Genomic DNA, 21,398 nt, shown 5'->3' on the forward strand with positions numbered 1-21,398 from the left:
ACGGCACCCTCGTCGAGGGTGCCGTTCGATCGAGTCGAGGCCGCGCTAGTTGGCCGGTGCCAGGAACTTGGCCGCGAGCGCGTAGGCCAGATTGATCAGTTCCGCGGTGACCATGTTGTTGTCCACACCGAGCGCCTTGGCCAGCGGCATCACCAGTTCGAGCACCATGTCCATGATCTCACGCACGGCCGCCATATCGCTCGGCGTGTCTGTGGACGGGCTGGTGCCCGGCAGGCTCGGGGTCTGCTGTGTCCCCGGCGACTGCTGGGTCCGTCCCGGCGGGGTGAACGGCGAGGTCTGCCCCTGCGGCGCGGACTGCGCGTTCGGGGCCGTCTGCGCGTTCGGCGCGGTCTGGGCCTGCGGGTCCGGCGCGGTCTGGGCCTGCGGCACGCTCTGCGCCTGCGGTGCGGTCTGCGCCGGAAGCGGGGTCAGCGTCTGCGGCGCCGCCTGCCCCCCGGGCGGGTCGATCGAGGCCGGACGCGGTGCCAGCGGTGCGGGCGCCGCTGGGGCGGGGGCCGGATTCGGCTGCGCGGCAGGGGTGATCGCCTCGTTCGCCACCCCGGCCGGCGCGGGCGTGCTGCCCGGCGCACCGAGCAGGTACCCGACCAACCCGGTGGTGATGGTGATGGCGTGCTTCAGCTGGCCCTGCTGGCTTTCCAGCTGGTCCGCGTCATCGACGTTGGCCCCGTTGCCCATTTCGATGAACACGGCGGGGATCCTGGTGAGCGCGGGACCGGCGATGTCCCTGCGCGTCATGAGACCGTCGGCGCTCGCGTACGGCGCGGGCACGAAGCCCGACTGGATGTACGCGTCACGCATCGCCCTGGACGCCGCGAGACCCGCGCCCGACTGGACCTGATCGATCGTCGCGTCCGGAATCGGCAGTTCGGGCACGATCAGATGGAAGCCGCGCTGCTCGGCGGGGGCGCTGTCGGCGTGGATACTGACCGCGACATCGGCACCCGAGTTGTTGGCGGCGGCGGCCCGTTCAGTGATACAGCCACCCCAGCCCTGGTCGTCCTGCCTGCTCAGCACCACCCGCGCGCCGAGACTCTCCAACGAGGTCCGCACCAGCTGCGCGACATTCCAATTGATGGTGTGCTCAGGAACGCCGTGCACCGTGGTCATGCCGGTGGTCTGGCAGTCCTTCATGCCGCCGCGACCGTCGCTGACCTGTTTGGCCACGTTCTCACTGTGTCCTGGACCCTGATGGCCCGGATCGAGGAACACCGTTTTGCCCGTGAGCTTCTTCGCCATCTCCGGAAAGGCCGGTCCGGCTGTCGCGGTGACCGGTACGAGTCCGGCCAGCGTCACCGTGACCGCGGCCGTGACGGCGGAGGCTACTCCGGCCCTGATGATGCTTGGCTGCTTCATGTTCGGTCGGCACCCTGGGACCGGGCACCTCTCCCTTCCCATTAGTAACACCAAACCCAGTGGTTCACTCTGGCAACGCAAGCCTCAGGATAGCAACACCAGTTACTGAACCGTTATCCCCGAAGAGGTGTGTTCATAGTTGGTCATCCGCCCGATAGCGGGCGGTTCAGCAACTGGTCAGCCGGGCCGATCGATCGCGTGCGTCAAGCGCTGCGGGGCAGCCCGCGCAGCGAGCGCAGGGCGTAGTGCACCCGGGTTTTCACCGTGCCGACGGGGACGCCGATATCGTCGGCCACCTCCTGGTAGCCCCGGTCGCGCAGGATCACCTCGACCACCGCTTCGCGCTGCGCGGCGGGCAACCGGGACAGCAGCTCGGCGACCAGGAGTCCGTCGACGAGGCCGTCGGAGAAATCGGGATGCGCGTAGCGGACGTCGCTGAGCTCGCCGACCTCGTCCCACCCGGTGTCGCCGGGACGCGCGGCCCGCGACCGGACCATGTCGATGACGACGTTGCGCAGGATGGTCGAGAGCCAGGTACGGACACTGCCCTTGCTCGCGTCGAAGTACGCGCACGAACGCCAGGCCCGCAGCAGCGACTCCTGCACGGCCTGTTCGGCCAGGCCGCTGTCCCCCAGGGTCCGCATCGCGCGCCACTGCAACAGCGCCCGATCATTCGCCAAGACCGCCGCGAGCCCCGCGTCGGTACACAGCCCAGCACAGTGGGCGCCACAGGGGGCCGGCCGTCGAACGATCCGGCCGGAGTCGAGCCGAGCACACGTCATATCCGGGATATCGCGGCGGCCGGGACCGATGACAACAGCGGGGGCCGATCAGTCATGCACCACGACAAGAAAAAGCGAAACGCGCCACATCCGCACCGGAGCTCTGGTAGATCTTGGCCTCGGAGACTCGCCGATCTCCCAGGTCAAACGCTGCGCGGCAGTCGGAGCACGATTCGAGGAGAACATCACCATGCGTGCAGGCACGCTACTTGTCGCGGGTGCCATGGCGTCCGCGCTCACCCTGCTCGGCGCGGCGACGGCCGCCGCGGAACCCGCGAACACCATGCCGGAGGACGGCCTCTACCTGGTGGGCGTCGACATCTTCCCCGGCTGGTGGGAGGCCCCTGGCGCGCCCGACCGCGACCATCCGTGCGATTGGCGCAGGCTGCTGAAGGTCGAGGGCGACAACACCGACATGCGCAACATCATCGGCAACGACTACACCCGCGCCGGGCGCGCGCTCGCGGAGATCAAGCCGACCGATGTCGCGTTCAAGACGAAGAACTGCGGACCGTGGCGGCTGGTCCCCGCGCCGCCGCGCTCGGGATCCTTCGGCGGCTGAGCGCCCGGCTCCCGTTATCGTCGGCCCATGACGCGGACGAAGATTCTGATCACCGGGGCCAGCGCCGGACTCGGCGCGGCGATGGCCCGTGATTTCGCGAGCAAGGGCCGCGATCTGGCGCTGTGCGCTCGCCGGCTGGACGCGCTGACCGAGTTGCGCGACGAGCTACGCTCGGCACATCCCGGCATCACCGTCGCCGTGCGCGCGCTCGACGTCGACGATCATCAGGCGGTGCCCCGCGTGTTCGGCGAGCTGCGCGACGAGCTCGGCGGCCTGGACCGGGTGATCGTGAACGCCGGCATCGGCAAGGGCGCGGTGTTCGGCACCGGCCGCGCGAACGCCAACATCGCCACGGCGACAACGAATTTCGTGAGCGCGCTGGCCCAGGCCGAGGCAGCACTGGAGATCTTTCACGCGCAGCGGGCCGGACACCTGGTGCTGGTGTCCTCGATGAGCGCGGTCCGCGGCCTGCCGGGCAAGAAGGCCGCGTACTCGGCGAGCAAGGCCGGTCTCGCCGCGCTCGGCCAGGCCCTGTCCACCGAACTGGCGAAATCGCCGATCGCCGTCACCACGCTGCTGCCCGGATTCATCGCCACCGACATGGCGGCCAAGGCCGGTGACGCGCGCCTGGTGGCGCCGCTGGCGAAGGGTGTCGCGGCCATGGTCGGCGCGATCGAGAAGGAACAGCGCCGGGCGTGCGTGCCCGCATGGCCGTGGCGGTTGATCGATCTGCTGCTGCCGCGGCTGCCCGGCGCGCTCGTCACCCGCATCAGCTGAGTCGCCGCTGAAAAAGTGCTGTGTGCCACATAAATGGACACTGAGAGTTAACTGGATGTCCGAATTAATTTTTCTTTAACACGCTTCGCCGCTATTTGACGATTCCTTTGCAGTAGTTGTTACCTTCACGTAATAAACCCAGACGAACCTTTTGCGAAGGTTCGTATCTATGAGCCGCGCCGGCTCGAGCCCCGAGGGGGCCGAAGGTGCTCCTGCTGAGGAAAGTGTTTGAGGTATATGAGGGTCAAGAAGCTCGCTGCCGCGTCCACCCTGGTCATCGCCGCCATCGGGATCACGAGCGGTACCGCGTACGCGGCGCCCGCCGCCCCGGCGCCCGCCCCGGGGACGACCGTCCAGACCGACATTCTGCCCGGCATCCACTACACCGCGAACGTGGTGGACAACTCGGTCGTGTTGAAGACCGACGCCGGTTCGTTGACCACCCAGGGCACCCAATTCCAGGTGCTGGACAATCAAGGCAACCTGGTTGCGGGGATGCCGCTGACCTATCTCAAGGACGGCATGGAATGGCCGATCGCGACCCAGATCGACGGCAACACCGCCACTTTCACGCCGAGCACTGACGCGGCGGCGGCACGCCCGGCCACCATGCTGAAGCCGGCCGAGGCCAAGGACATCGCGGGCGCCGACTTCGACAGTGCCCTGAGCACCGCCGCCACCCAGTTCGGCCTGGCGACCGCGGTCGGCACCCTGATCGGCACGATCGTCGGCGGCGTGCTCGGCTGTGTCGCGGGCGCGATCATCGGCGCACCGCTCGTGGTGCCGACGTTCTTCGCGGGCCCGATCGGCCTGTGCCTCGCGGGCGCGGGCGTCGGCATCGCCCTCGGCGCCGCCGCGGGCATGGTGCTGCTCGGCGTTCCGGTCGGCATCGCCAGCGCGATCCAGTTCTTCAGCGCCGTCTACGGATAGTCCACGCTCCAGGGACAATTCCACAGCCCTTCCGATGCCCGGTACGGGACGCTCCCCGCGTCCCCTACCGGGCATCGTCGTCTTTCCGTGTGATGTGATCGCGCGGCGCCGGGAATACCAGTGCGCCCCAGGTCGTTGGCCATAATGTGCAAACCACCCTTGCGTGGTAAAGATCGGCCGGGTACTCTCGGCCAGGTCTTCCCCTTGTGGACGTAGGTAGCTCCTCCCACAGGAATTCCGAGATCCCTTTCCGAATCCGGCATGTATCGCCGTTGCGGTATCTCGAGGAATCAGTTTCCAGCGACCCCTCTCTCGTCGTCGCTCATCCGGCGTTCGCCGCACTCACTAATCCATCACCTGAAGGAAAACCCAATGAACACCAACACTTCTGAACAACACCCCGTCGATGACAGAGCGGCGGGACCGAGCGCGGAGCGCGCGGTCACCGGCATCCTCGACATCCTGGGAAACCGTGCCACGCTCCGCGTCGAGGGATACGCACCGAGCCCGCTCGACCTCACCGTGCCGCAGCGCCTGTTGCGCGCCCACCGCCTGCGCCGCGGCGACTTCCTCACCGGCACAGCGCAATCGGTGAGTTCGAACGACAAGCCACCGCTGCTGCTCACGGTCGGTACGGTCAACGGGCAGACACCGGGCAAACTCGCCGACCGCCCCGCCTTCGCCGACCTGGTGCCCATCCACCCCAACGAGCGCCTGCGCCTGGAAACCGAGCGGCACGCCCTCACCACCCGGGTGACCGACCTGATCACGCCGATCGGCAAAGGTCAGCGCGCGCTCATCGTCGCACCGCCCAAGGCGGGCAAAACCTCTGTGCTGCAAGCGATCGCGTTTGGCATCGCGAAGAATCACCCCGAATGCGAACTCATGCTCGTGCTGGTCGGTGAGCGCCCCGAAGAGGTCACCGATCTGAGCCGGACGGTGCCCGCCGACGTCGCCTCGTCCACGTTCGACCAGCCGGCCAAGGAGCACGTCGCGGTCGCCGAGCTCGCCATCGAGCACGCCAAACGCCTGGCCGAAATGGGCCGCGACGTCGTGGTGCTGCTCGATTCGCTGACCCGGCTCGCCCGCGCCTACAACCTGGCCAGCCCGTCCTCGGGCCGCGTGCTCTCCGGCGGCGTGGAAGCCGCCGCCCTCGCCCCGCCCAAGCGCTTCCTCGGCGCCGCACGCAATTTCGAGCACGGCGGATCGCTCACCATCATCGCCACCGCCCTGGTGGAGACCGGTTCGGTCGCCGACACGGTGATCTTCGAGGAGTACAAGGGCACCGGCAACGCCGAACTGAAGCTCGATCGCGCCGCGGCGAGCCGACGCGTCTTCCCCGCCGTCGACGTCGGCCAATCCAGCACCCGGCACGACGAATTGCTGTTCACCCCCGACGAGAAGGCCGCGGTCGACACGCTGCGCCGCACGCTCAGCACGCTCGACGGGCAGCAGGCGCTCGACCTGCTGCTGGAAGGCCTGCGCAAGACCGAGACCAACGCCGAGTTCCTCGCCCCCATGCGCGCCTGAGCGGATTCTCGCCCTCGATACGCTCCCGGCCGGAACCCGCCGGACCGGCGCGCCGCCCGCTGGTGCACTGGGCGATGTGTCCACGATTTCGCCAACTCCCGCAACGACATCCGCGCCTGAGGTGCGATCCGGAAGGCTCGCCGTCAGCGCGGTGACGATCGCCATCTTCTCGTTCGTCACCACCGAGATCCTGCCGGTCGGCCTGCTCACCGCGATCGGCGCCGACTTCACCGTCTCCGACGGCAACGCCGGGCTGATGATGGCCGCGCCGGGGCTGGTCGCCGCCGTCGCCGCACCGGTAGTGACCACCGCGACCGCCCGCATCGATCGACGAATCATATTGTGCCTCTGCATGTTTCTGCTCGTCGCGGCGAACGTGTTGATGGTCGCGGCACCCGCCTACCCACTGGTACTGGTGTCCAGGGTGCTCGTCGGCATCACCATCGGCGGCTTCTGGTCCATTGCGGCCGGGCTGGCCGCGCGCCTGGTGCCCGCCGCCGCGGCGGCGCGGGCCAACGCGGTCATCTTCGCCGCGGTGCCGCTCGGCTCGGTGCTCGGCGTGCCCGCGGGCACGCTGCTCGGCGAGATCGCGGGCTGGCGTGCCACTTTCGCGACGCTCGGCGTGCTCACCGCCGTGGTGCTCGGCATGCTGGTCGCGTTCGTGCCGCCGCTGCCCGCCCACCGGGCCACCGACACCGCCGTGCTCGGCACCCTGCTGCGCGGCACCACCCTCCGATTCGCGCTGCTGACAACGGTTCTCGTCGTCTTCGCGCACTTCGGCACCTACACCTATGTGACGCCGTTCCTCGAACAGGTGACTCGGCTCGATCCCGGCCCGATCACCCTCGTCCTGCTGAGTTACGGCACCGCGGGCATTCTCGGCAACTTCCTCGGCGGCGCCGCGATCGTCCGGTATCCGCACGCCACATTCGCGGGCGCGGCGGCGGTCATCGCGCTCGCCACCCTGCTGCTGCCGATACTCGGCCATACGCTGCCGGGCGCGCTGGGGCTGCTCGTGGTCTGGGGCATCGGCTACGGCGCTGCGCCCGTGTCCGCGCAGACCTGGTTCGCCGAGGCCGCGCCCGCGGCACCGGAAGCCGCCGCGGTGCTGTTCACCGCGGCGTTCCAGGCGAGCTTCGCCCTCGGCGCCCTGACCGGCGGCGCCGTGGTCGACCGGAGCTCGCCCGGCACCGTCTTGCTGCTCGGCGGGTTGATCGCGGCCTTCGTGCTCGCCCCAGTGACCGCGCACGCCCGCCGCCGCGCCGGGGTGGCCCCGGCGCCTTTACCTCGCGGGTAATCGCCGTGCCGTCGCGGCCCTGGGATGATCATCGCCATGAGTGACGAGGTGGGTACCGCGCTGTTCCATAAGACCATGCCGTTCACCGAGCGGCTCGGCATCGAGGTGCTCGAGCACGGCCCCGCCCTGGTGCGCAGCCGCATCGCCTGGGACGAATCCCTGTGTACCCTGGGCGGTGTCGTGCACGGCGGGGTGCTGATGTCACTGGCCGACGCGACCGGCGCCGTCTGCGCCTACCTCAATCTTCCGGAGGGCAAGCAGGGCACGACCACGGTCGAATCGAAGACCAATTTCGTGCGCGCCGTGCGTTCCGGTTACGCCACCGCCACGGCGACACCACTGCACGTCGGTCGCTCGTTCATCGTCGTCGAGACCGAAATCCGGGACGACGCCGGGAAACTCGCGGCCAAGGTGACCCAAACCCAAGCGGTGCTGTAACCCACGCGGCGGTCTGCGCTGTCGACGTGGCGCGGCCGTTCCTGCGTCGCACCGTCGGAGGCCCGCGCCCCCGACCGGCCCGTGAAAACAGCGAAGGCCCGTTCGCACACCGCCTTTCGAGGTGCGAACGGGCCTTCGCCGTACTCAGCCGAAGAGCACCGCGCTCAACGCGCCGATGAAGATCACCTGAACCACCGCGCGCAGCGGCAGCGGCATGGTCTTGATTCCGTTGCCCGCCTTCGCCGCCCGGATGTTGGCCGGGAACATCAGAACCATCATCGCGATCAGCGCCGCAGCGGCCAGAGCAGCGGTCGCCGGGATGAGCAGTCCGACGGCGCCGAGCACCTCCAGCACGCCGGTCAGGGTGACCAGGGCGGGCGCACCGGGCAGCCGCGGCGGCACCATGGCGATCAGGGCCTCGCGGCGCGGGGACAGAAAGTGCGCGCTCGCGGTGAGCAGGAACATCGCCGCAAGGCCGAGCGCGGTGGCATGCGGCCACGAGTCCAGCCACTGCGGCCCGGCCAGCAGGCCGATGAGCCGAGCCACCGCGGTGACGACGACGAGAACGATCAGCGGTGCCATCAAATCTCCTACACCTCTCGCACGGGCGCAGGCCCGCACCAAATCTTGACAGTGGAAAGATTAGGTCGATCCCGCAAACTTGTCAATGACTAGATTCTCGGGCACCATCGAACCATGGCGAAAACCGGCTACCACCACGGCGATCTGCGGGCCACCATCCTGACCGCGGCCGCCGCACAGATCGCGAGCGACGGCGTCGACGCGGTATCGCTGCGCGCACTGGCCCGCCGGGCCGGGGTCTCGCACGCCGCGCCCGCGCATCACTTCGGTGACCGCGCGGGGGTGCTGACCGCGCTGGCCGTCGAGGGCTTCGAATTGCTCGCCACCGCACTGGAAGCCGCGGGTCCGGACTTTCGCGAGGTCGCCGTCGCCTACATCCGCTTCGCGCGCGAGCACCCCGGCCACTTCGACGTGATGTTCCGCCACACCCTGTTACGCGGCGACGACCCGCGCCTGGACGAGGCACGACTGCGCGCGGCCGCGGCGCTGCGGGCCGGTGGCGTGAGCATCCATCCGGGCAACGTCGACCAGCAGCAGGCGACCCAGCTCGCGGCCTGGTCCCTGGTGCACGGCTTCGCCTCGCTGTGGCGGGAAGGGGCGCTGGACAATTCGAGCCTGGCCGCCGGTGCCGACCCCGAGACGCTGGCCCGCCGGATGCTGGCCACCGTGCGCTTCGACTGACCGGCAAACATCCCGGCGCGACAGCAAATCCCGGACAACGTGAACAACCACCGCGCCCGTACGGCACAGTGGGGCACCAGGATTGCGGAAAGGAGCTGGCGCCACACCGGTGGCCGCCGTCGACACGATGGACATCCATGCTTATCCGACCGAGTGCACCACCCCGGTGACCCCCGCCGAGGCAGAGCGACTCGCCGAGCGCTACCTGGCCTTCGACGAGGACACCGGGCCCGGTATCGCCAACCGGATCACCGAGTTCGACAGCTGTTTCGTCGTCGTCGCCGTCTTCGCGCCCCCGGCGCCCACCGAATCCGACACCGCGCCGAGCCCGCTGCCCATCGGCGGCACCGTGAGCACCATCGACAAGGCGTCCGGCGCCATCACCCTCTGGCCGACCTACCCGGTCGACGTGGTCGCCGGGCACCACGCCACCGCGGTCCACAACGGCACGCTCATCATCGAGGACACCTGGCCGAGCTGATCGGCGCGATGCCCCGAGCCGGGCGCTGTCGCGGCGCGGGAGTGCCGCGGCCTCATCCGTAAGGGTGAGGCGCGGATCAATCCGGAGGGTGAGGCGGCGCGGTCCGGTGCCGGGTGACACTGACCGCTGTGCACAGCAACGCGAGGGCCGCTGTCGTGCGGACGACGCGGCGGATGGTCGGGCGGATCGATCGGTTGCCGCCCGGCGTGGCCGATTTCGTCCTGACCGCAGTGGTCACCGGGGCGAGTGTCGGACCGGCCGTGCTGGCGGGCCTGCCCTGGTGGATCGTCGCGCTCGCGGCCGTGGCCTCCGTTCCGGTGTGGTGGCGCCGCCGCGCGCCCGTCACGACCTTTCTCGTCGTCGGCCCGGCGATCACGCTGCTCGCCTGCGCGCACGCGATGCCCGCGCTGCCCTACGGCACCATCGTCTGCGCCTACACGATCGCCGCCTACAGTCCGCCGCGCCGAAGGCACGCCGCCCTCGTGGCCGGCGCGGCAGGCATCCTCCTGTCGCTGATCATCCCCAACGAGAGCCCGGACTCCTACGCCTACGCGGCCATGTCCTTCCTCACCGCGTGGACGCTCGGCACCGGGGTGCGGGCGCGCCGGGACCGAATCGAGATGCTCGAGGAGCGCGCACGCAGGCTGGCGGAGGAACGCGGCGCGGCGTTGGATCGGGAACGCCTGCGCATCGCGCGGGACCTGCACGACATCATCACCCACTCGGTGGGCGCGATGATCGTGCAGGCCGAGACCGGTCCCCTGTTCACCGGCGCCGACCCGGCGCGCGCGGACGCGGTCTTCGCCGAGATCGCCGAAACCGGTCGCGGTGCGGTACAACAGCTTCGGCGCTCGCTCGGCACGCTGCGCGGCGAATCCGCCGACCCACCCCATCAACCCGGCATCGAGGCGATCGCCGACCTGGTCGCCCGGTCCGAGCGCACCGGGCTCAGCACCGAGTGGGAAGAACAAGGCCCGCGCAGGCCGGTGTCCGAGGAGATCGGGGTCACCGCGTACCGGGTGGTGCAGGAGGCGCTGACCAACGCGGCCAAGCACGCGCGCGCCTGCCAGGTCCGGGTGCTGCTGCGCTGGTCGGATCACGCACTCACCGTGCGGGTTTCGGACAACGGCACCGGTCCCGCCGCGCCGACGCGAGCCGGTTACGGACTACTCGGCATGCGCGAGCGGGTCACCGGCTCCGGCGGTACGTTGCGGCACGGCCGCGACCGGGACGGCTTCACCGTCGCCGCCGAACTTCCCCTAGGACAACGGAGTTGAGCGTGCGCGTACTGGTGGTCGACGACCAGGACCTGTTCCGCGCGGCGTTCGGCCTGATCCTCGCCGCGGCCCCGGACATCACCGTCGTCGGCGAGGCGGCCGACGGACTGGAGGCGGTCGACAAGGCGCGCACGCTCGCCCCCGACGTGGTCGTCATGGACGTGCGCATGCCGCGACTCGACGGCGTCACCGCCACCAGGCGCATCCGTACCGAAACCACAGCGAAAGTGTTGGTGCTCACCATGTTCGATCTCGACGAGTTTGTCTACGACGCCCTCCAGGCAGGCGCAGGTGGATTCCTGCTGAAGGACCTGCGCCGCGAGGAACTGGTCGACGCGGTCCGGGTCGTGCACGCCGGCGAGGCGCTGCTCGCACCCAGCGTGACCCGCCGCCTGATCGCCGAGTTGAGCCGGCGTGGCAGTCCGCGTCCCGAGCTGGCGCGCCGTCTCGACGAGTTGACCGAGCGCGAACGGGACACGTTGCGCGAGCTCGCGCGTGGTCTGTCGAACGCGGAATTGGCCGCGACACTGACCGTCAGCGAGCACACGGTGAAGACACACATCAGTTCGGTGCTGTCGAAGCTCGGCCTGCGCGATCGCGCGCAGGCGGTGGTGTTCGCCTACGAGGCCGGACTGGTGGTGCCGGGCGCTCGCCACTGCACGCCTCAGCCGTAGGAGCGAGTCGAGGACCGCTCCTATCGGCGATGTGCCCGCCCCCCTGGAGCTCGAATATCGAAGGGGTGAAACGCTTTTTCCTCGCCGCCGCGGCGCTCTCGACCTCGGCGCTGCTGTGGCATCTCGGCACCGGCCTGCGGCCGGCGCCGGTCCTGGCGATCCTCGCGCCGCTGCCGGTCCTGCTGCTCGTGCCTCGGGTTTCGGCCGCGACCGCATTTGTCGCCGGAGCACTGTCCTGGCTCGGCGTGGTGGCCCAGCTGTGGCCGTACTTCACCGCGACGCTGGAACAGCCGGTATCCGCGACGGTGCTGCTGCTCGGCGGGACCACCGTGCTGTTCGGCGGCGCCGTCCTGCTGACCCGCGCACTGCTGCGCCGCGCCCGCCCCGGCTTCGCGGTGCTTGCCCTGCCCGCGGTGTGGGTCAGCGTGGAATTCCTGCTGGCGGTGGCGGGTCCGTTCGGCGCCTGGTGGAGCATCGCCTATAGCCAGGCCGCCCTGCTGCCATTGATCCAGACCGCCTCGCTCACCGGCGTATGGGGCATCACGTTCCTGATGCTGCTGATGCCATCCGCGGTCGCGGTCCTCTTCGCACCGGAACTCACTCGGGCGCAACGTCTTCGCCCGACCGCGGCGGCCGCGGCCGGGGTGGTGGTGCTGCTCGCGTTCGGCTGCTGGCGACTGGCCGCCCCGGCCGAAAAGGGCACGGTCACCGTCGGATTGGTCGCGGTGGCACAGCCACCGGAGTATGTGCCGGTGGACTCCGCCGCAGGCCGCGATATGGTCACTCGCGTCGTCCACGAGATCGAGCGGCTCGCCGATCGCGGCGCCGATGTCGTCGTGCTCCCCGAAAAGTCTTGGCGTGCCGAGGAAACCACGGTGGCGCTGCTCGCCGAGCCACTGACCGATGTGGCGCGGCGGCGCGGGATCCACGTGGTCGCCGGCCTGATCCTGCGCACCGGCGCCGCCAGCTACAACGCCGCTATCGAATTCCCGTCCGGCGTGCGGTATGCCAAACACTTCCTGATCCCCGGTCTGGAGGACGAACACGTGCCGGGCACGCAGTGGCGACAGGTGCCCGGCCTGCCGTGGGCCTTGGCGATCTGTTACGACCTCGATCATCCCGACCTGGTCCGCGAGAACCAACGCCAGGGGGCACGGTTACTGCTGGTGCCCGCGCTCGACTTCACCGACGACTACTGGCTGCACAGCCGGATGGCCGTGCTGCGCGGCGTCGAGTCCGGACTCGGCGTCGCTCGCGCGCCGCAGCTCGGCGAGTTGGTCGCCAGCGACAGTCGCGGCCGGGTGCACGCCGCGGCGCGCACCGGCCTCGACCACACCGGGACCGCTCTCGCCCGGATACCGCTGACCGAGGACGCCACCGCCTACGCCCGGTTCGGCAACTGGTTCGGCTGGGTCTGTGTCGCCGCGGGTGCGGCCGTGCTCGTGGCGGCGATCCGACCTCGTCGGACGGGTCCGACGAGGGTCGCCCGGGAAACTGGCACGCGCCGCGAGACGGCAGTAGCCGTCGAACATAAACCCAACAATCAGAGACCGTTATAACTCTGTGACCATCTGCACAATTTCCCTCTTCGTCGCAGGTCACACCCCTCACAGCGCGAATTCGCGCGCGGCACTGCCTGTTTGCGCTGATTGAAACCTGGGTATCGGTCTAATTCGTGCCCAGTCTCTGGTGTCAGGACCCGGAGGTTGGAAGCGAGGTCAACGTCCGCGCGCGGACCGGAGAGGATATGCAGTGACTGATCAAAAACCGGAGAGTTTTCCGTTACGGCGATCGGTCGCCGCGTCCGCGATGGGCAACGCCACCGAATGGTTCGACTACGGCGTCTACGCGGCCACCGCCACCTACCTCACCGACGCGTTCTTCCCCGGCGAACTCGGCACCCTCGGCACCATGCTCGGCTTCGCGGTCTCGTTCGTGCTGCGCCCGCTCGGCGGCATGGTGTGGGGTCCGCTCGGCGACCGGATCGGCCGCAAGGCCGTACTGGCCACGACGATCCTGCTGATGGCCGCGGCCACCGGCGCCATCGGCCTGCTGCCCACGCACAGCAGCATCGGCGTGTTCGCCCCGATCCTGCTCATCAGCCTGCGGGTGGTGCAAGGCTTCTCGACCGGCGGCGAATACGGCGGCGCCGCGACCTATCTGGCCGAATGCGCCTCCGACAAGCGGCGCGGTTTCCTCGGCAGCTTCCTCGAATTCGGCACCCTGGCCGGCTTCGTCGGCGGCTCGGCGACCGTGCTCGCCTGCCAGCTCGCCATCGGTTCCGACGCGATGCACGACTGGGGCTGGCGCATTCCGTTCCTGCTGGCCGTCCCGCTCGGGCTGGTCGGCTGGTATCTGCGCTCGCGCCTGGACGAGAGCCCGGTGTTCACCGAGGTCGCCGAGCACAACGATGCCGAGCATCGGCCCGGCGGCCTGCACGGCCTGCGCGAACTGGTCACCACCTACCGGCGCGAACTGCTCACGCTGGGCGGGCTGGTCGTCGCACTCAACGTCGTCAACTACACGCTGCTCACCTACCAGCCGACCTACCTGCAGAAGACCATCGGCATCAGCGAATCCGGCACGACCGCGATGATGCTGATCGGACAGACGGTCATGATGGTGACGCTGCCGTTCTTCGGCCGCCTGTCCGACCGCGTCGGCCGCCGCCCGATGTGGCTGTTCTCGCTGGTCGGCCTCGCGGTGCTGGCGCTGCCCATGTATTGGCTGATGGGCCAGGGCACCGCATGGGCGATCATCGGCTTCATCGTACTCGGCCTGCTGTACGTCCCACAGCTGTCGACGATCAGCTCGACCTTCCCCGCCATCTTCCCGACCCAGGTCCGTTACGCCGGTTTCGCGCTGGCCTACAACGTTTCCACCGCGGCCTTCGGCGGTACCGCACCGCTGGTCAACGAGGCCGCCATCGAGTCGACCGGTTGGTCGCTGTTCCCGGCCGCCTACATGATCGGGGCCAGCCTGATCGGCCTGGTCGCCTGGTGCTACCTGCGCGAAACCGCGGGCACCTCGCTGCGCGGTACCGAGGTGCCCGACGCGGGCGAGGACGACCCGACCGTGCTGCCCGCCGGACCCACCGGCCCAGCGGGAGCCGCCCTGGCGCCCTAGCGCATCCGGCGAACGGCGCCCGGCCTAGGCGATTCCCGAATATCGCCTAGGTCATGCGTCGTTTCTCATGCTATTTCCGCAAAGGCGATTCCCCGTCGGCGGCGAATATTTGTTCGAATTCACCCGTCGCCGAAAAGCCGGTATTTCAGCGAATTTCGAGAAAATCGGACTTGCCAGCGTCACCGGCGGTGACGACATATTGCGAGCGACCCGCACTAGCGTGAGGCGAGTTGGATATCGACACAGATGTACCACTTCATCAGAGAAGGGGCTACACATGATCTACAAGCTAGGAACCGCGGTCGCCGCCGGAATGACCGCGGCATTGCTGTGCGCGGGCGGCGCCGGTGCGTACACGTTCGCACCCGACAACCCGTCCACGAACCCGCAGTGCGAGAAGAGCACCCCGTCGCAGGACCAGAACGGGCACGCTCAGCCCGGCACCCAGCAGAACGGTACTTCCGGTCCCCTCGACGGCATGCTCGACTCAGGCAGCTCGGGAGGCCCGGTCGCCGCGCCCGGCGGGACCAGCCCGAAGACGCAAGAGTGCGAGGACCAACAGAGCAACCAGGGCGACCTCGGCAACGGCAACGGCAACGGCAACGGCAACGGCAAACAGTCGACCCCCGAGGGCAACGGCAGCACACCGCAAGACCCCGGCACCGGCAACGGCACCTCCCAGGGCGCCGGCAACGGCGACACACGGACGAACCCTGGCGCCTCCAACGGCGCCCAGACCGACTCTGACCGCTCGGGTGTGCCCGACAGGGACGGCGACAACTAGGCCCACGAGCAAGTAGGCCCACGACCGGACCGCGGTGTCGCCGAGCTCAGCTCGGCGACACCGCCTTTTTGCACCGATTCGGCGACTTTTCCGCGTTTCATACCGACCAGTTTTGCCCAGAGTGATCTGAGCCACTATCGTGTTGAACGTTTGATCAGCAGTACGCATGTACCACTTCGCTACGAGAAGGGGCTTTACATGAAACGCATGATCGGATCGGCGGCCGCCGCTGGTGTAGCCGTATCACTCCTCTTCACCGGCGTCGCCGCAGCCGACACACCCCCAACCGGAGGCACGCCCAACGGCGGCGGCACCCAAGCGCCCAGCCTGGGCATGCAGGGCGGCGCCCAGGCCGGACCCGGCGGCGCGGGCGCAGGCGGTGGCCTGCAGGGACCCGGCGGCGCAGGCGCACAAGGCAACACTCAAGTCGGACCCGGCGGCGCGGGCGCAGGCGGTGACGTACAGGTGCCCGGCGGCGCAGGCGCACAAGGCAACACCCAGGTCGGGCCCGGCGGCGCGGGCGCAGGCGGCGGCCTACAGGGACCCGGCGGCGCAGGCGCACAAGGCAACACTCAAGTCGGACCCGGCGGCGCAGGCGCAGGCGGCGGCGTACAGGTGCCCGGCGGCGCAGGCGCACAAGGCAACACCCAGGTCGGACCCGGCGGCGCAGGCGCAGGCGGCGGCGTGCAGACTCCGGGCGGCAACTTCGGCGGCGACGGTCAGATCGGCCCGGACGGCCCGAAGGCAGAATTGGAGACTCCTTTCGGCAACTTCGCCGCGCCCGATATTCCAGGACTATCGGGCCCCGGCGACCTGCCGATACCCGGCGTCAGCGGCGGGGCTGCGCTGCCGAGCATGCCGGACCTGGGCCTGAAGCTGCCGTTCTGACTTCGGCAGCCAGGTGTCCCATCTGGGCGGTGCGGACCGCCCGACGGTTCCGCTGACGGTCGCCATGCGGCTCGCCCGGTAGCCGCGCCCTTGTCGGCGATCAGGGGCACGGATCGATAGCGGACCGGAGTCGTTCGGCGTCGTCGCCGGGCTCATCGCTCGGTGACGACGCCGTACGACGCACGTTCGGCAATGGCGCGAGAATGCCGACGGCCGCGCTTGTCACACACCGCGAAGGTGCAGCAAGACAGGTCTTTTTGCGCAATGTGCCGACCCGGTGGCGAGTTGAGCGTTTGATGTTCGAGTACGCATGTACCACTTCGAGGCGAGACATCGAGACGAGAAGGGGCTACACATGAAGCGCACGATCGGGATCGCGGCCGCCACCGGGCTGGCCGCGACACTCTTGACCGCGGGTATCGCCGCAGGCGCGCCCGACTCGGCCGCACCGGCCGCCCCCGCGCAGGCCGCACCCGCACAGACGGCACCGGCACCCGGCGCGACGCAAGCCGCACCAGGCGCGGCGACTCCGGCCGCACCGGGCGGCACGACACCCGCCGCCCCGGGCGGAACGGACACCCCCGGTGCGGCAACGCCGGGTGGCGACTCGAGCACCCTGGCATCCCCCAGCGGCACGGGGACGCAGAGCGACCAGAGCGCCAAACGCGACGCCATCCCGCAGGACAAGGGCCTGACCGGCAACCTGCGGGACTTCACCGACGCCATGTCCCAGCTGAACGAGTTGCTGAGGCCGCCCCAGCCGGCAGCACCCCCGGCGGAAGCCCCCGCGGCACCACAGCCCGACACCACCGCCCCCTGACCGCACGGGCACTGAATGCCGAACTCCCGCACCCACTTCGGCGAAAGGGCGCGGGAGTTCGGCGTCACCGGTCTACAGCGGCGTCACATAGGCACCGGAGATCCCGCCGTCCACCAGGAACTGCGACGCGGTGATGAACGAGGCGTCGTCGCTGGCCAAGAACGCTACGGCGGCGGCGATTTCCTCGGGTTCGGCGAAGCGCCCGGCCGGGATGTGCACCAGGCGCCGGGCCGCGCGCTCGGGGTCCTTGGCGAACAGCTCCTGCAGCAGCGGGGTGTTCACCGGCCCCGGGCACAGTGCGTTGACCCGAATCCCGTTGCGGGCAAATTGGACTCCGAGCTCACGGCTCATCGAGAGCACGCCGCCCTTGGACGCGGTGTAGGAGATCTGCGAGGTGGCCGCGCCCATCACCGCGACGAACGAGGCGGTGTTGATGATCGATCCCTTGCCGCGTTCCAGCATGTGCTCGATGGCGTACTTGCTGCACAGGTAGACCGAGGTCAGGTTCACCTCCTGGACGCGCTTCCAGGCGTCGAGGCCGGTGGTGCGGATCGAATCGTCCTCCGGCGGTGAGATTCCCGCGTTGTTGAACGCGATGTCGAGCCCGCCATAGGTGTCGACCGCGGTCTGGAACAGCGCCTCGACCTGGGCCTCGTCGGTCACATCGACCTTGACGTACAAGCCGCCGACCTCGGCGGCGGCCGCCTCGCCGCTGGTCGCGTCGATATCGGCGACGACCACCTTCGCCCCCTCGGCGGCGAAGCGACGGACCGTGGCGAGGCCGATGCCGCTCCCGCCGCCGGTGACGACGGCGACTCGATCCTGTAAGCGCTGCAAGGTATCTCCAATCAGGTATTGACGGTCGCTACTGGGTGGCGAGGAAGACGTTCTTGGTCTCGGTGAACGCGAGCGCGGCGTCGGGCCCGAGTTCCCGGCCGAGACCGGACTGCTTGAATCCGCCGAACGGCGTCCAATACCGCACCGAGGAATGCGAATTCACCGAGAGGTTGCCCGCCTCGACACCGCGGGACACGCGCAGCGCCCGGCCGACGTCGTTGGTCCAGATGGAGCCGGACAACCCGTACTCGGTGTCGTTGGCGATCCGGATCGCGTCGGCCTCGTCCTCGAACGGCACCACCGCGACCACCGGGCCGAACACCTCCTCGGTGAGCACCCGGTCGGTGGGCGAGTCCGGCAGCACCACCGTCGGCGGATACCAGAATCCGGGTCCGTCGGGGTGGGTACCGGTGAACGCCACCTTGGTCGACGGCTCTACGAACCCGGCCACCCGCTCGCGATGCGCGGCCGAGATCAGCGGGCCCATCTCGGTGGCCGCCGCGGTCGGATCACCGACCACCACCCCGCGCACGGCGGGCTCGAGCAGCTCGAGGAAGCGGTCGAACACTGTGCGCTGCACCAGAATCCGGGATCGCGCACAGCAGTCCTGGCCCGCGTTGTCGAAGACGCCGTAGGGCGCGGTGGCGGCCGCGCGGTCCAGATCCGCGTCGGCGAACACGATATTGGCGCTCTTGCCGCCCAATTCGAGCGTCACCCGCTTCACCTGCGCGGCACAGCCCGCCATGATCCGGGTGCCGACCTCGGTCGAACCGGTGAACACCACCTTGCGCACCGCGGGATGGGTGACGAAGCGCTGCCCGACGATCGCACCCTTGCCCGGCAGCACCTGGAAGACGTCCGCGGGCAGCCCGGCTTCGACGGCCAACTCCCCCAGGCGAATCGCGGTCAACGGCGTGAGCTCGGCGGGCTTGAGCACCACCGTATTGCCCGCCGCGAGCGCGGGGGCGAAGCCCCAGGCCGCGATCGGCATCGGGAAGTTCCACGGCACGATCACACCGACCACGCCGAGCGGTTCATGGAAGGTGATGTCGACCCCGCCCGCGACCGGAATCTGCTGGCCGAGCAGCCGTTCCGGGATACCGGCCGCGTAGTGCAGCACGTCGCGGACATTGCCCGCCTCCCACCGCGCGTTGCCGATGGTGTGCCCGGAGTTGGCGACCTCGAGTTGGGCGAGCTGCTCCAGATTCGCGTCGACGGCCTCGGCGAAGCGGCGCAGCAGCCGGGCGCGATCCCCCGGCGCCATCGCACGCCAGGCCACCGCGGCGCGCTGAGCCCGCTCGATCGCGGCGTCGGTCTCGGCGGCGCCTGCCAGCTCGACCGTCGCCACCACCTGCTCGGTGGCCGGGTTGAGCACCTGGGCTGTCGTCACGAATTCCGCTCCCTTCGATAGTCTTCGGCCGCGGCGACGAGTGCCCCGATCAGCCTGCGGTCCACCGCATCCACCTCCGGATGCCATTGCACGCCGACCAGGAACGGGCCGTCGGTCGTCTCGACCGCCTCGATCGTCCCGTCCGCGGCGTGCGCGCTGACCACCAGCCCCGGCGCCAGTCGGTCGATCGCCTGATGATGGTGGCAGTTGGCCTTCACGTGCGCGCCGGCGATCGCGGCGACCCGGCTGCCCGCCACCGGCACCACATCAGTGACGGTGAACCCGCCGGTCGTGCCCGAATGCTCGGCGTGCCCGAGCACCTCGGGCAGGTGCTGGACCAGCGTGCCGCCCAACGCGACGTTGACCACCTGCATGCCCCGGCACACCGCGAGCACCGGCAGTTCGGCCGCGCGGGCCAGCGCGAACAGCCCGAACTCCGACTCGTCGCGATCGGGCCTGGTATAGGTGTCCGGATGCGGCAGCGCGCCGTAGCGCTGCGGGGTGACGTCGGCGCCGCCGGTGAGCACCAACCCGTCTAGGCGGGACACCAGTTCCGCGCGGGCCACGCCGCCGGGCGGCAGCAGGACCGGGATGCCGCCCGCGGCCACCACCATTTGCACGTAGCTGTACTGCAATACGGCGCTGTCGACGTCCCATGAGCCGAACCGCGCGCGCTCGACATAGGTCGGCAGCCCGATCACCGGACGCAGCCGCGGTACGGCCGCGGCGGGCCCGGCGTCAGAGTCGTTCGAAGCCACGAATTCGCTCCCAGTCGGTGACGGCAGCGTCGAAGGCGTCCAGTTCCACCTGCGCCGCGTTGCGGTAGTGCTCCACTACATCATCACCGAACGCGGCCCGCGCCACCTTGCTGTCCCCGAACAGGCCCGCCGCCTCACGCAGCGTGCGCGGCACCCGCGGCCGCTCCGAGCGGTAGGCGTTGCCGTGGAACTCCGGCTCCAGCGGCAGCCGCTGCTCGATGCCGTGCAGCCCGGCCGCGATGGCTGCGGCCACGGCGAGGTACGGGTTCACGTCGCCACCTGGCACCCGGTTCTCCAGCCGCAGCGACGGCCCGTGCCCGACCACGCGCAGGGCGCAGGTCCGGTTGTCGCGGCCCCAGGCGACCGCGGTCGGCGCGAAGCTGCCCGAGACGAATCGCTTGTAGGAGTTGATGTTCGGCGCAAGCAGGTAGGTGAACTCGCGCAGGCAGTCCAGCTGTCCCGCGACGAAATGCCGCATCAACGGCGACCAGCCGCCCGGCTCGTTGCCCGCCAGCACCGGCTCGTCCGACTCACCGCGCAGGCTGATATGAATATGGCACGAGTTCCCCTCGCGCTCATTGTATTTCGCCATGAAGGTGAGGCTGCGCCCCTCCTGCGCGGCGATCTCCTTCGCGCCGGTCTTGTAGATGCTGTGGTTGTCACAGGTGGTCAGCGCGTCGTCGTAGCGGAAGGTGATCTCGTGCTGCCCGGGGTTGCACTCCCCCTTCGCCGACTCGCAATACATGCCCGCGCCGTCCATTTCGGTGCGGATGCGGCGCAGCAGCGGCTCGAGCCGGGCGGTGCCGAGCATCGAATAGTCGACGTTGTACTGGTTGGCCGGGCGCAACTCCCGATAGCCCGCCGACCACGCGGCCTCGTAACTGTCGTCGAACACCAGGAATTCGAGCTCGGTGCCGACGAACGCGCGCAGTCCGTGCTCGGCCAGCCGGGCGAGCTGCGCGCGCAACACCTGACGCGGCGAGACGGTGACCGGTTTGCCCGCAGGCTCCACCTGCTCGACATCGCACAGCACCAGCGCGGTTCCCGGCCACCACGGCACCAGCCGCAGCGTGTGCAGATCCGGCCGCAGCACGAAGTCCCCGTATCCGGTGTCCCAGGACGACATCCGGTATCCGTCCACCGTCGTCATGTCCACGTCGACGGCGAGCAGGTAGTTGCACGCCTCGGTCGCGTGCTCCACCACCTCATCCAGGAAATACCTTGCCGCACACCGCTTTCCCTGTAACCGACCTTGCATGTCGGTCATCGCGACCAGCACCGTATCGATGCGACCGGCCTCGACCTGCTCCCGCAACTGCGTCAGACTCAACATCCCGCTACGCATCAACAGCCCCTCTCGGCACCAACCGTGCTCACGCTAGAGCAAACTCGGCGGTTTTGTGATCGGAC

At 69.4% G+C, this 21,398-nt stretch carries 21 protein-coding genes and 1 pseudogene; 15 read left to right on the forward strand and 7 right to left on the reverse strand.

Going from position 1 to position 21,398, the window contains the following annotated elements; all coding sequences use genetic code 11:
• Positions 1-45 precede the first annotated feature (45 nt).
• A complete protein-coding gene (locus tag F5X71_RS37610; protein WP_167464493.1) occupies positions 46-1,374 on the reverse strand; it encodes an N-acetylmuramoyl-L-alanine amidase in 1,329 nt (442 codons plus the stop codon).
• 203 nt (positions 1,375-1,577) lie between these two features.
• Positions 1,578-2,156 (reverse strand): sigma-70 family RNA polymerase sigma factor, encoded by a 579-nt coding sequence (locus tag F5X71_RS26750; protein WP_167464494.1) that lies wholly within the window; start codon positions 2,154-2,156, stop codon positions 1,578-1,580.
• A 190-nt stretch (positions 2,157-2,346) separates the two neighbouring features.
• On the opposite strand from F5X71_RS26750, the gene F5X71_RS26755 reads away from it, so the two are divergent.
• The 6 genes and pseudogenes from F5X71_RS26755 to F5X71_RS26780 all read left to right on the forward strand — a co-directional run bounded on the left by F5X71_RS26755 (position 2,347) and on the right by F5X71_RS26780 (position 7,690).
• Positions 2,347-2,718 (forward strand): hypothetical protein, encoded by a 372-nt coding sequence (locus F5X71_RS26755; RefSeq protein ID WP_238815486.1) that lies wholly within the window; start codon positions 2,347-2,349, stop codon positions 2,716-2,718.
• 27 nt (positions 2,719-2,745) lie between these two features.
• Complete coding sequence (locus F5X71_RS26760) at positions 2,746-3,495, forward strand: SDR family oxidoreductase (protein ID WP_167464495.1); 750 nt, start codon at positions 2,746-2,748, stop codon at positions 3,493-3,495.
• Between the two features lie 237 nt (positions 3,496-3,732).
• Complete coding sequence (locus F5X71_RS26765; RefSeq protein WP_203218377.1) at positions 3,733-4,425, forward strand: hypothetical protein; 693 nt, start codon at positions 3,733-3,735, stop codon at positions 4,423-4,425.
• A gap of 441 nt (positions 4,426-4,866) precedes the next feature.
• Positions 4,867-5,955, forward strand: a pseudogene (locus tag F5X71_RS26770) (transcription termination factor Rho, short form); the annotation flags it as partial.
• 151 nt (positions 5,956-6,106) lie between these two features.
• Entirely contained in the window at positions 6,107-7,252 is a 1,146-nt protein-coding gene (locus tag F5X71_RS26775) for an MFS transporter (protein ID WP_238815487.1), read from the forward strand.
• Positions 7,253-7,288: 36 nt separating this feature from the next.
• Complete coding sequence (locus tag F5X71_RS26780) at positions 7,289-7,690, forward strand: PaaI family thioesterase (protein WP_167464499.1); 402 nt, start codon at positions 7,289-7,291, stop codon at positions 7,688-7,690.
• A 144-nt stretch (positions 7,691-7,834) separates the two neighbouring features.
• Here the strand turns inward: F5X71_RS26780 and F5X71_RS26785 are convergent, their stop codons facing one another.
• Positions 7,835-8,272, reverse strand: a complete 438-nt coding sequence (locus F5X71_RS26785) for a DoxX family protein (protein WP_167464500.1) — start codon at positions 8,270-8,272, stop codon at positions 7,835-7,837.
• Positions 8,273-8,386: 114 nt separating this feature from the next.
• Between F5X71_RS26785 and F5X71_RS26790 the strand changes: the two genes are divergently transcribed.
• The 9 genes from F5X71_RS26790 (at position 8,387) to F5X71_RS26830 (ending at position 17,003) form a co-directional block, all read left to right on the forward strand.
• Positions 8,387-8,953, forward strand: a complete 567-nt coding sequence (locus tag F5X71_RS26790) for a TetR/AcrR family transcriptional regulator (protein WP_167464501.1) — start codon at positions 8,387-8,389, stop codon at positions 8,951-8,953.
• Positions 8,954-9,062: 109 nt separating this feature from the next.
• A complete protein-coding gene (locus tag F5X71_RS26795) occupies positions 9,063-9,434 on the forward strand; it encodes a hypothetical protein (protein WP_167464502.1) in 372 nt (123 codons plus the stop codon).
• Between the two features lie 128 nt (positions 9,435-9,562).
• Positions 9,563-10,711, forward strand: a complete 1,149-nt coding sequence (locus tag F5X71_RS26800; protein ID WP_203218213.1) for a sensor histidine kinase — start codon at positions 9,563-9,565, stop codon at positions 10,709-10,711.
• Positions 10,708-11,385 carry a response regulator gene (locus F5X71_RS26805; protein WP_167464503.1) on the forward strand — a complete coding sequence of 226 codons (678 nt, stop codon included), beginning with the start codon at positions 10,708-10,710 and terminating at the stop codon, positions 11,383-11,385. Before F5X71_RS26800 ends, F5X71_RS26805 begins: the two co-directional genes overlap by 4 nt.
• Before the next feature lie 65 nt (positions 11,386-11,450).
• Positions 11,451-12,944: a nitrilase-related carbon-nitrogen hydrolase gene (locus F5X71_RS26810; RefSeq protein WP_167464504.1), complete on the forward strand. Its 1,494-nt coding sequence runs from the start codon at positions 11,451-11,453 to the stop codon at positions 12,942-12,944.
• A gap of 250 nt (positions 12,945-13,194) precedes the next feature.
• A complete protein-coding gene (locus F5X71_RS26815; RefSeq protein ID WP_167466768.1) occupies positions 13,195-14,511 on the forward strand; it encodes an MFS transporter in 1,317 nt (438 codons plus the stop codon).
• A 277-nt stretch (positions 14,512-14,788) separates the two neighbouring features.
• Positions 14,789-15,295 carry a hypothetical protein gene (locus F5X71_RS26820; protein ID WP_167464505.1) on the forward strand — a complete coding sequence of 169 codons (507 nt, stop codon included), beginning with the start codon at positions 14,789-14,791 and terminating at the stop codon, positions 15,293-15,295.
• Between the two features lie 198 nt (positions 15,296-15,493).
• On the forward strand, positions 15,494-16,183 hold the full coding sequence (locus tag F5X71_RS26825; protein WP_167464506.1) for a hypothetical protein: 690 nt from the start codon (positions 15,494-15,496) through the stop codon (positions 16,181-16,183).
• Between the two features lie 355 nt (positions 16,184-16,538).
• Positions 16,539-17,003 carry a hypothetical protein gene (locus F5X71_RS26830; protein ID WP_167464507.1) on the forward strand — a complete coding sequence of 155 codons (465 nt, stop codon included), beginning with the start codon at positions 16,539-16,541 and terminating at the stop codon, positions 17,001-17,003.
• 72 nt (positions 17,004-17,075) lie between these two features.
• Here F5X71_RS26830 and F5X71_RS26835 read toward each other — a convergent pair whose 3' ends face one another.
• The 4 genes from F5X71_RS26835 to F5X71_RS26850 are packed head-to-tail and all read right to left on the reverse strand — an operon-like array spanning position 17,076 to position 21,333.
• Positions 17,076-17,852: a 3-oxoacyl-ACP reductase gene (locus F5X71_RS26835; RefSeq protein ID WP_203218378.1), complete on the reverse strand. Its 777-nt coding sequence runs from the start codon at positions 17,850-17,852 to the stop codon at positions 17,076-17,078.
• Between the two features lie 16 nt (positions 17,853-17,868).
• Positions 17,869-19,230 carry an aldehyde dehydrogenase family protein gene (locus F5X71_RS26840; protein WP_167464509.1) on the reverse strand — a complete coding sequence of 454 codons (1,362 nt, stop codon included), beginning with the start codon at positions 19,228-19,230 and terminating at the stop codon, positions 17,869-17,871.
• Positions 19,227-19,988 (reverse strand): gamma-glutamyl-gamma-aminobutyrate hydrolase family protein, encoded by a 762-nt coding sequence (locus F5X71_RS26845; RefSeq protein ID WP_167464510.1) that lies wholly within the window; start codon positions 19,986-19,988, stop codon positions 19,227-19,229. Before F5X71_RS26845 ends, F5X71_RS26840 begins: the two co-directional genes overlap by 4 nt.
• A complete protein-coding gene (locus tag F5X71_RS26850) occupies positions 19,969-21,333 on the reverse strand; it encodes a glutamine synthetase family protein (protein ID WP_203218214.1) in 1,365 nt (454 codons plus the stop codon). The genes F5X71_RS26845 and F5X71_RS26850 overlap by 20 nt, the downstream gene beginning before the upstream one ends.
• Positions 21,334-21,398: the final 65 nt, after the last annotated feature.

This window comes from Nocardia brasiliensis (assembly GCF_011801125.1).
In the GTDB taxonomy this organism is placed as follows: domain Bacteria; phylum Actinomycetota; class Actinomycetes; order Mycobacteriales; family Mycobacteriaceae; genus Nocardia; species Nocardia brasiliensis_C.

Bases quoted from the DNA above. Each gene is read 5' to 3' on its own strand.
- F5X71_RS26825 (WP_167464506.1), top strand. From the start codon at position 15,494: ATGAAACGCATGATCGGATCGGCGGCCGCCGCTGGTGTAGCCGTATCA.
- F5X71_RS26830 (WP_167464507.1), top strand. From the start codon at position 16,539: ATGAAGCGCACGATCGGGATCGCGGCCGCCACCGGGCTGGCCGCGACA.
- F5X71_RS26760 (WP_167464495.1), top strand. From the start codon at position 2,746: ATGACGCGGACGAAGATTCTGATCACCGGGGCCAGCGCCGGACTCGGC.
- F5X71_RS26750 (WP_167464494.1), bottom strand. From the start codon at position 2,156: ATGACGTGTGCTCGGCTCGACTCCGGCCGGATCGTTCGACGGCCGGCC.
- F5X71_RS26790 (WP_167464501.1), top strand. From the start codon at position 8,387: ATGGCGAAAACCGGCTACCACCACGGCGATCTGCGGGCCACCATCCTG.
- F5X71_RS26780 (WP_167464499.1), top strand. From the start codon at position 7,289: ATGAGTGACGAGGTGGGTACCGCGCTGTTCCATAAGACCATGCCGTTC.
- F5X71_RS26755 (WP_238815486.1), top strand. From the start codon at position 2,347: ATGCGTGCAGGCACGCTACTTGTCGCGGGTGCCATGGCGTCCGCGCTC.
- F5X71_RS26820 (WP_167464505.1), top strand. From the start codon at position 14,789: ATGATCTACAAGCTAGGAACCGCGGTCGCCGCCGGAATGACCGCGGCA.
- F5X71_RS37610 (WP_167464493.1), bottom strand. From the start codon at position 1,374: ATGAAGCAGCCAAGCATCATCAGGGCCGGAGTAGCCTCCGCCGTCACG.
- F5X71_RS26850 (WP_203218214.1), bottom strand. From the start codon at position 21,333: ATGCGTAGCGGGATGTTGAGTCTGACGCAGTTGCGGGAGCAGGTCGAG.
- F5X71_RS26785 (WP_167464500.1), bottom strand. From the start codon at position 8,272: ATGGCACCGCTGATCGTTCTCGTCGTCGTCACCGCGGTGGCTCGGCTC.
- F5X71_RS26815 (WP_167466768.1), top strand. From the start codon at position 13,195: ATGGGCAACGCCACCGAATGGTTCGACTACGGCGTCTACGCGGCCACC.
- F5X71_RS26765 (WP_203218377.1), top strand. From the start codon at position 3,733: ATGAGGGTCAAGAAGCTCGCTGCCGCGTCCACCCTGGTCATCGCCGCC.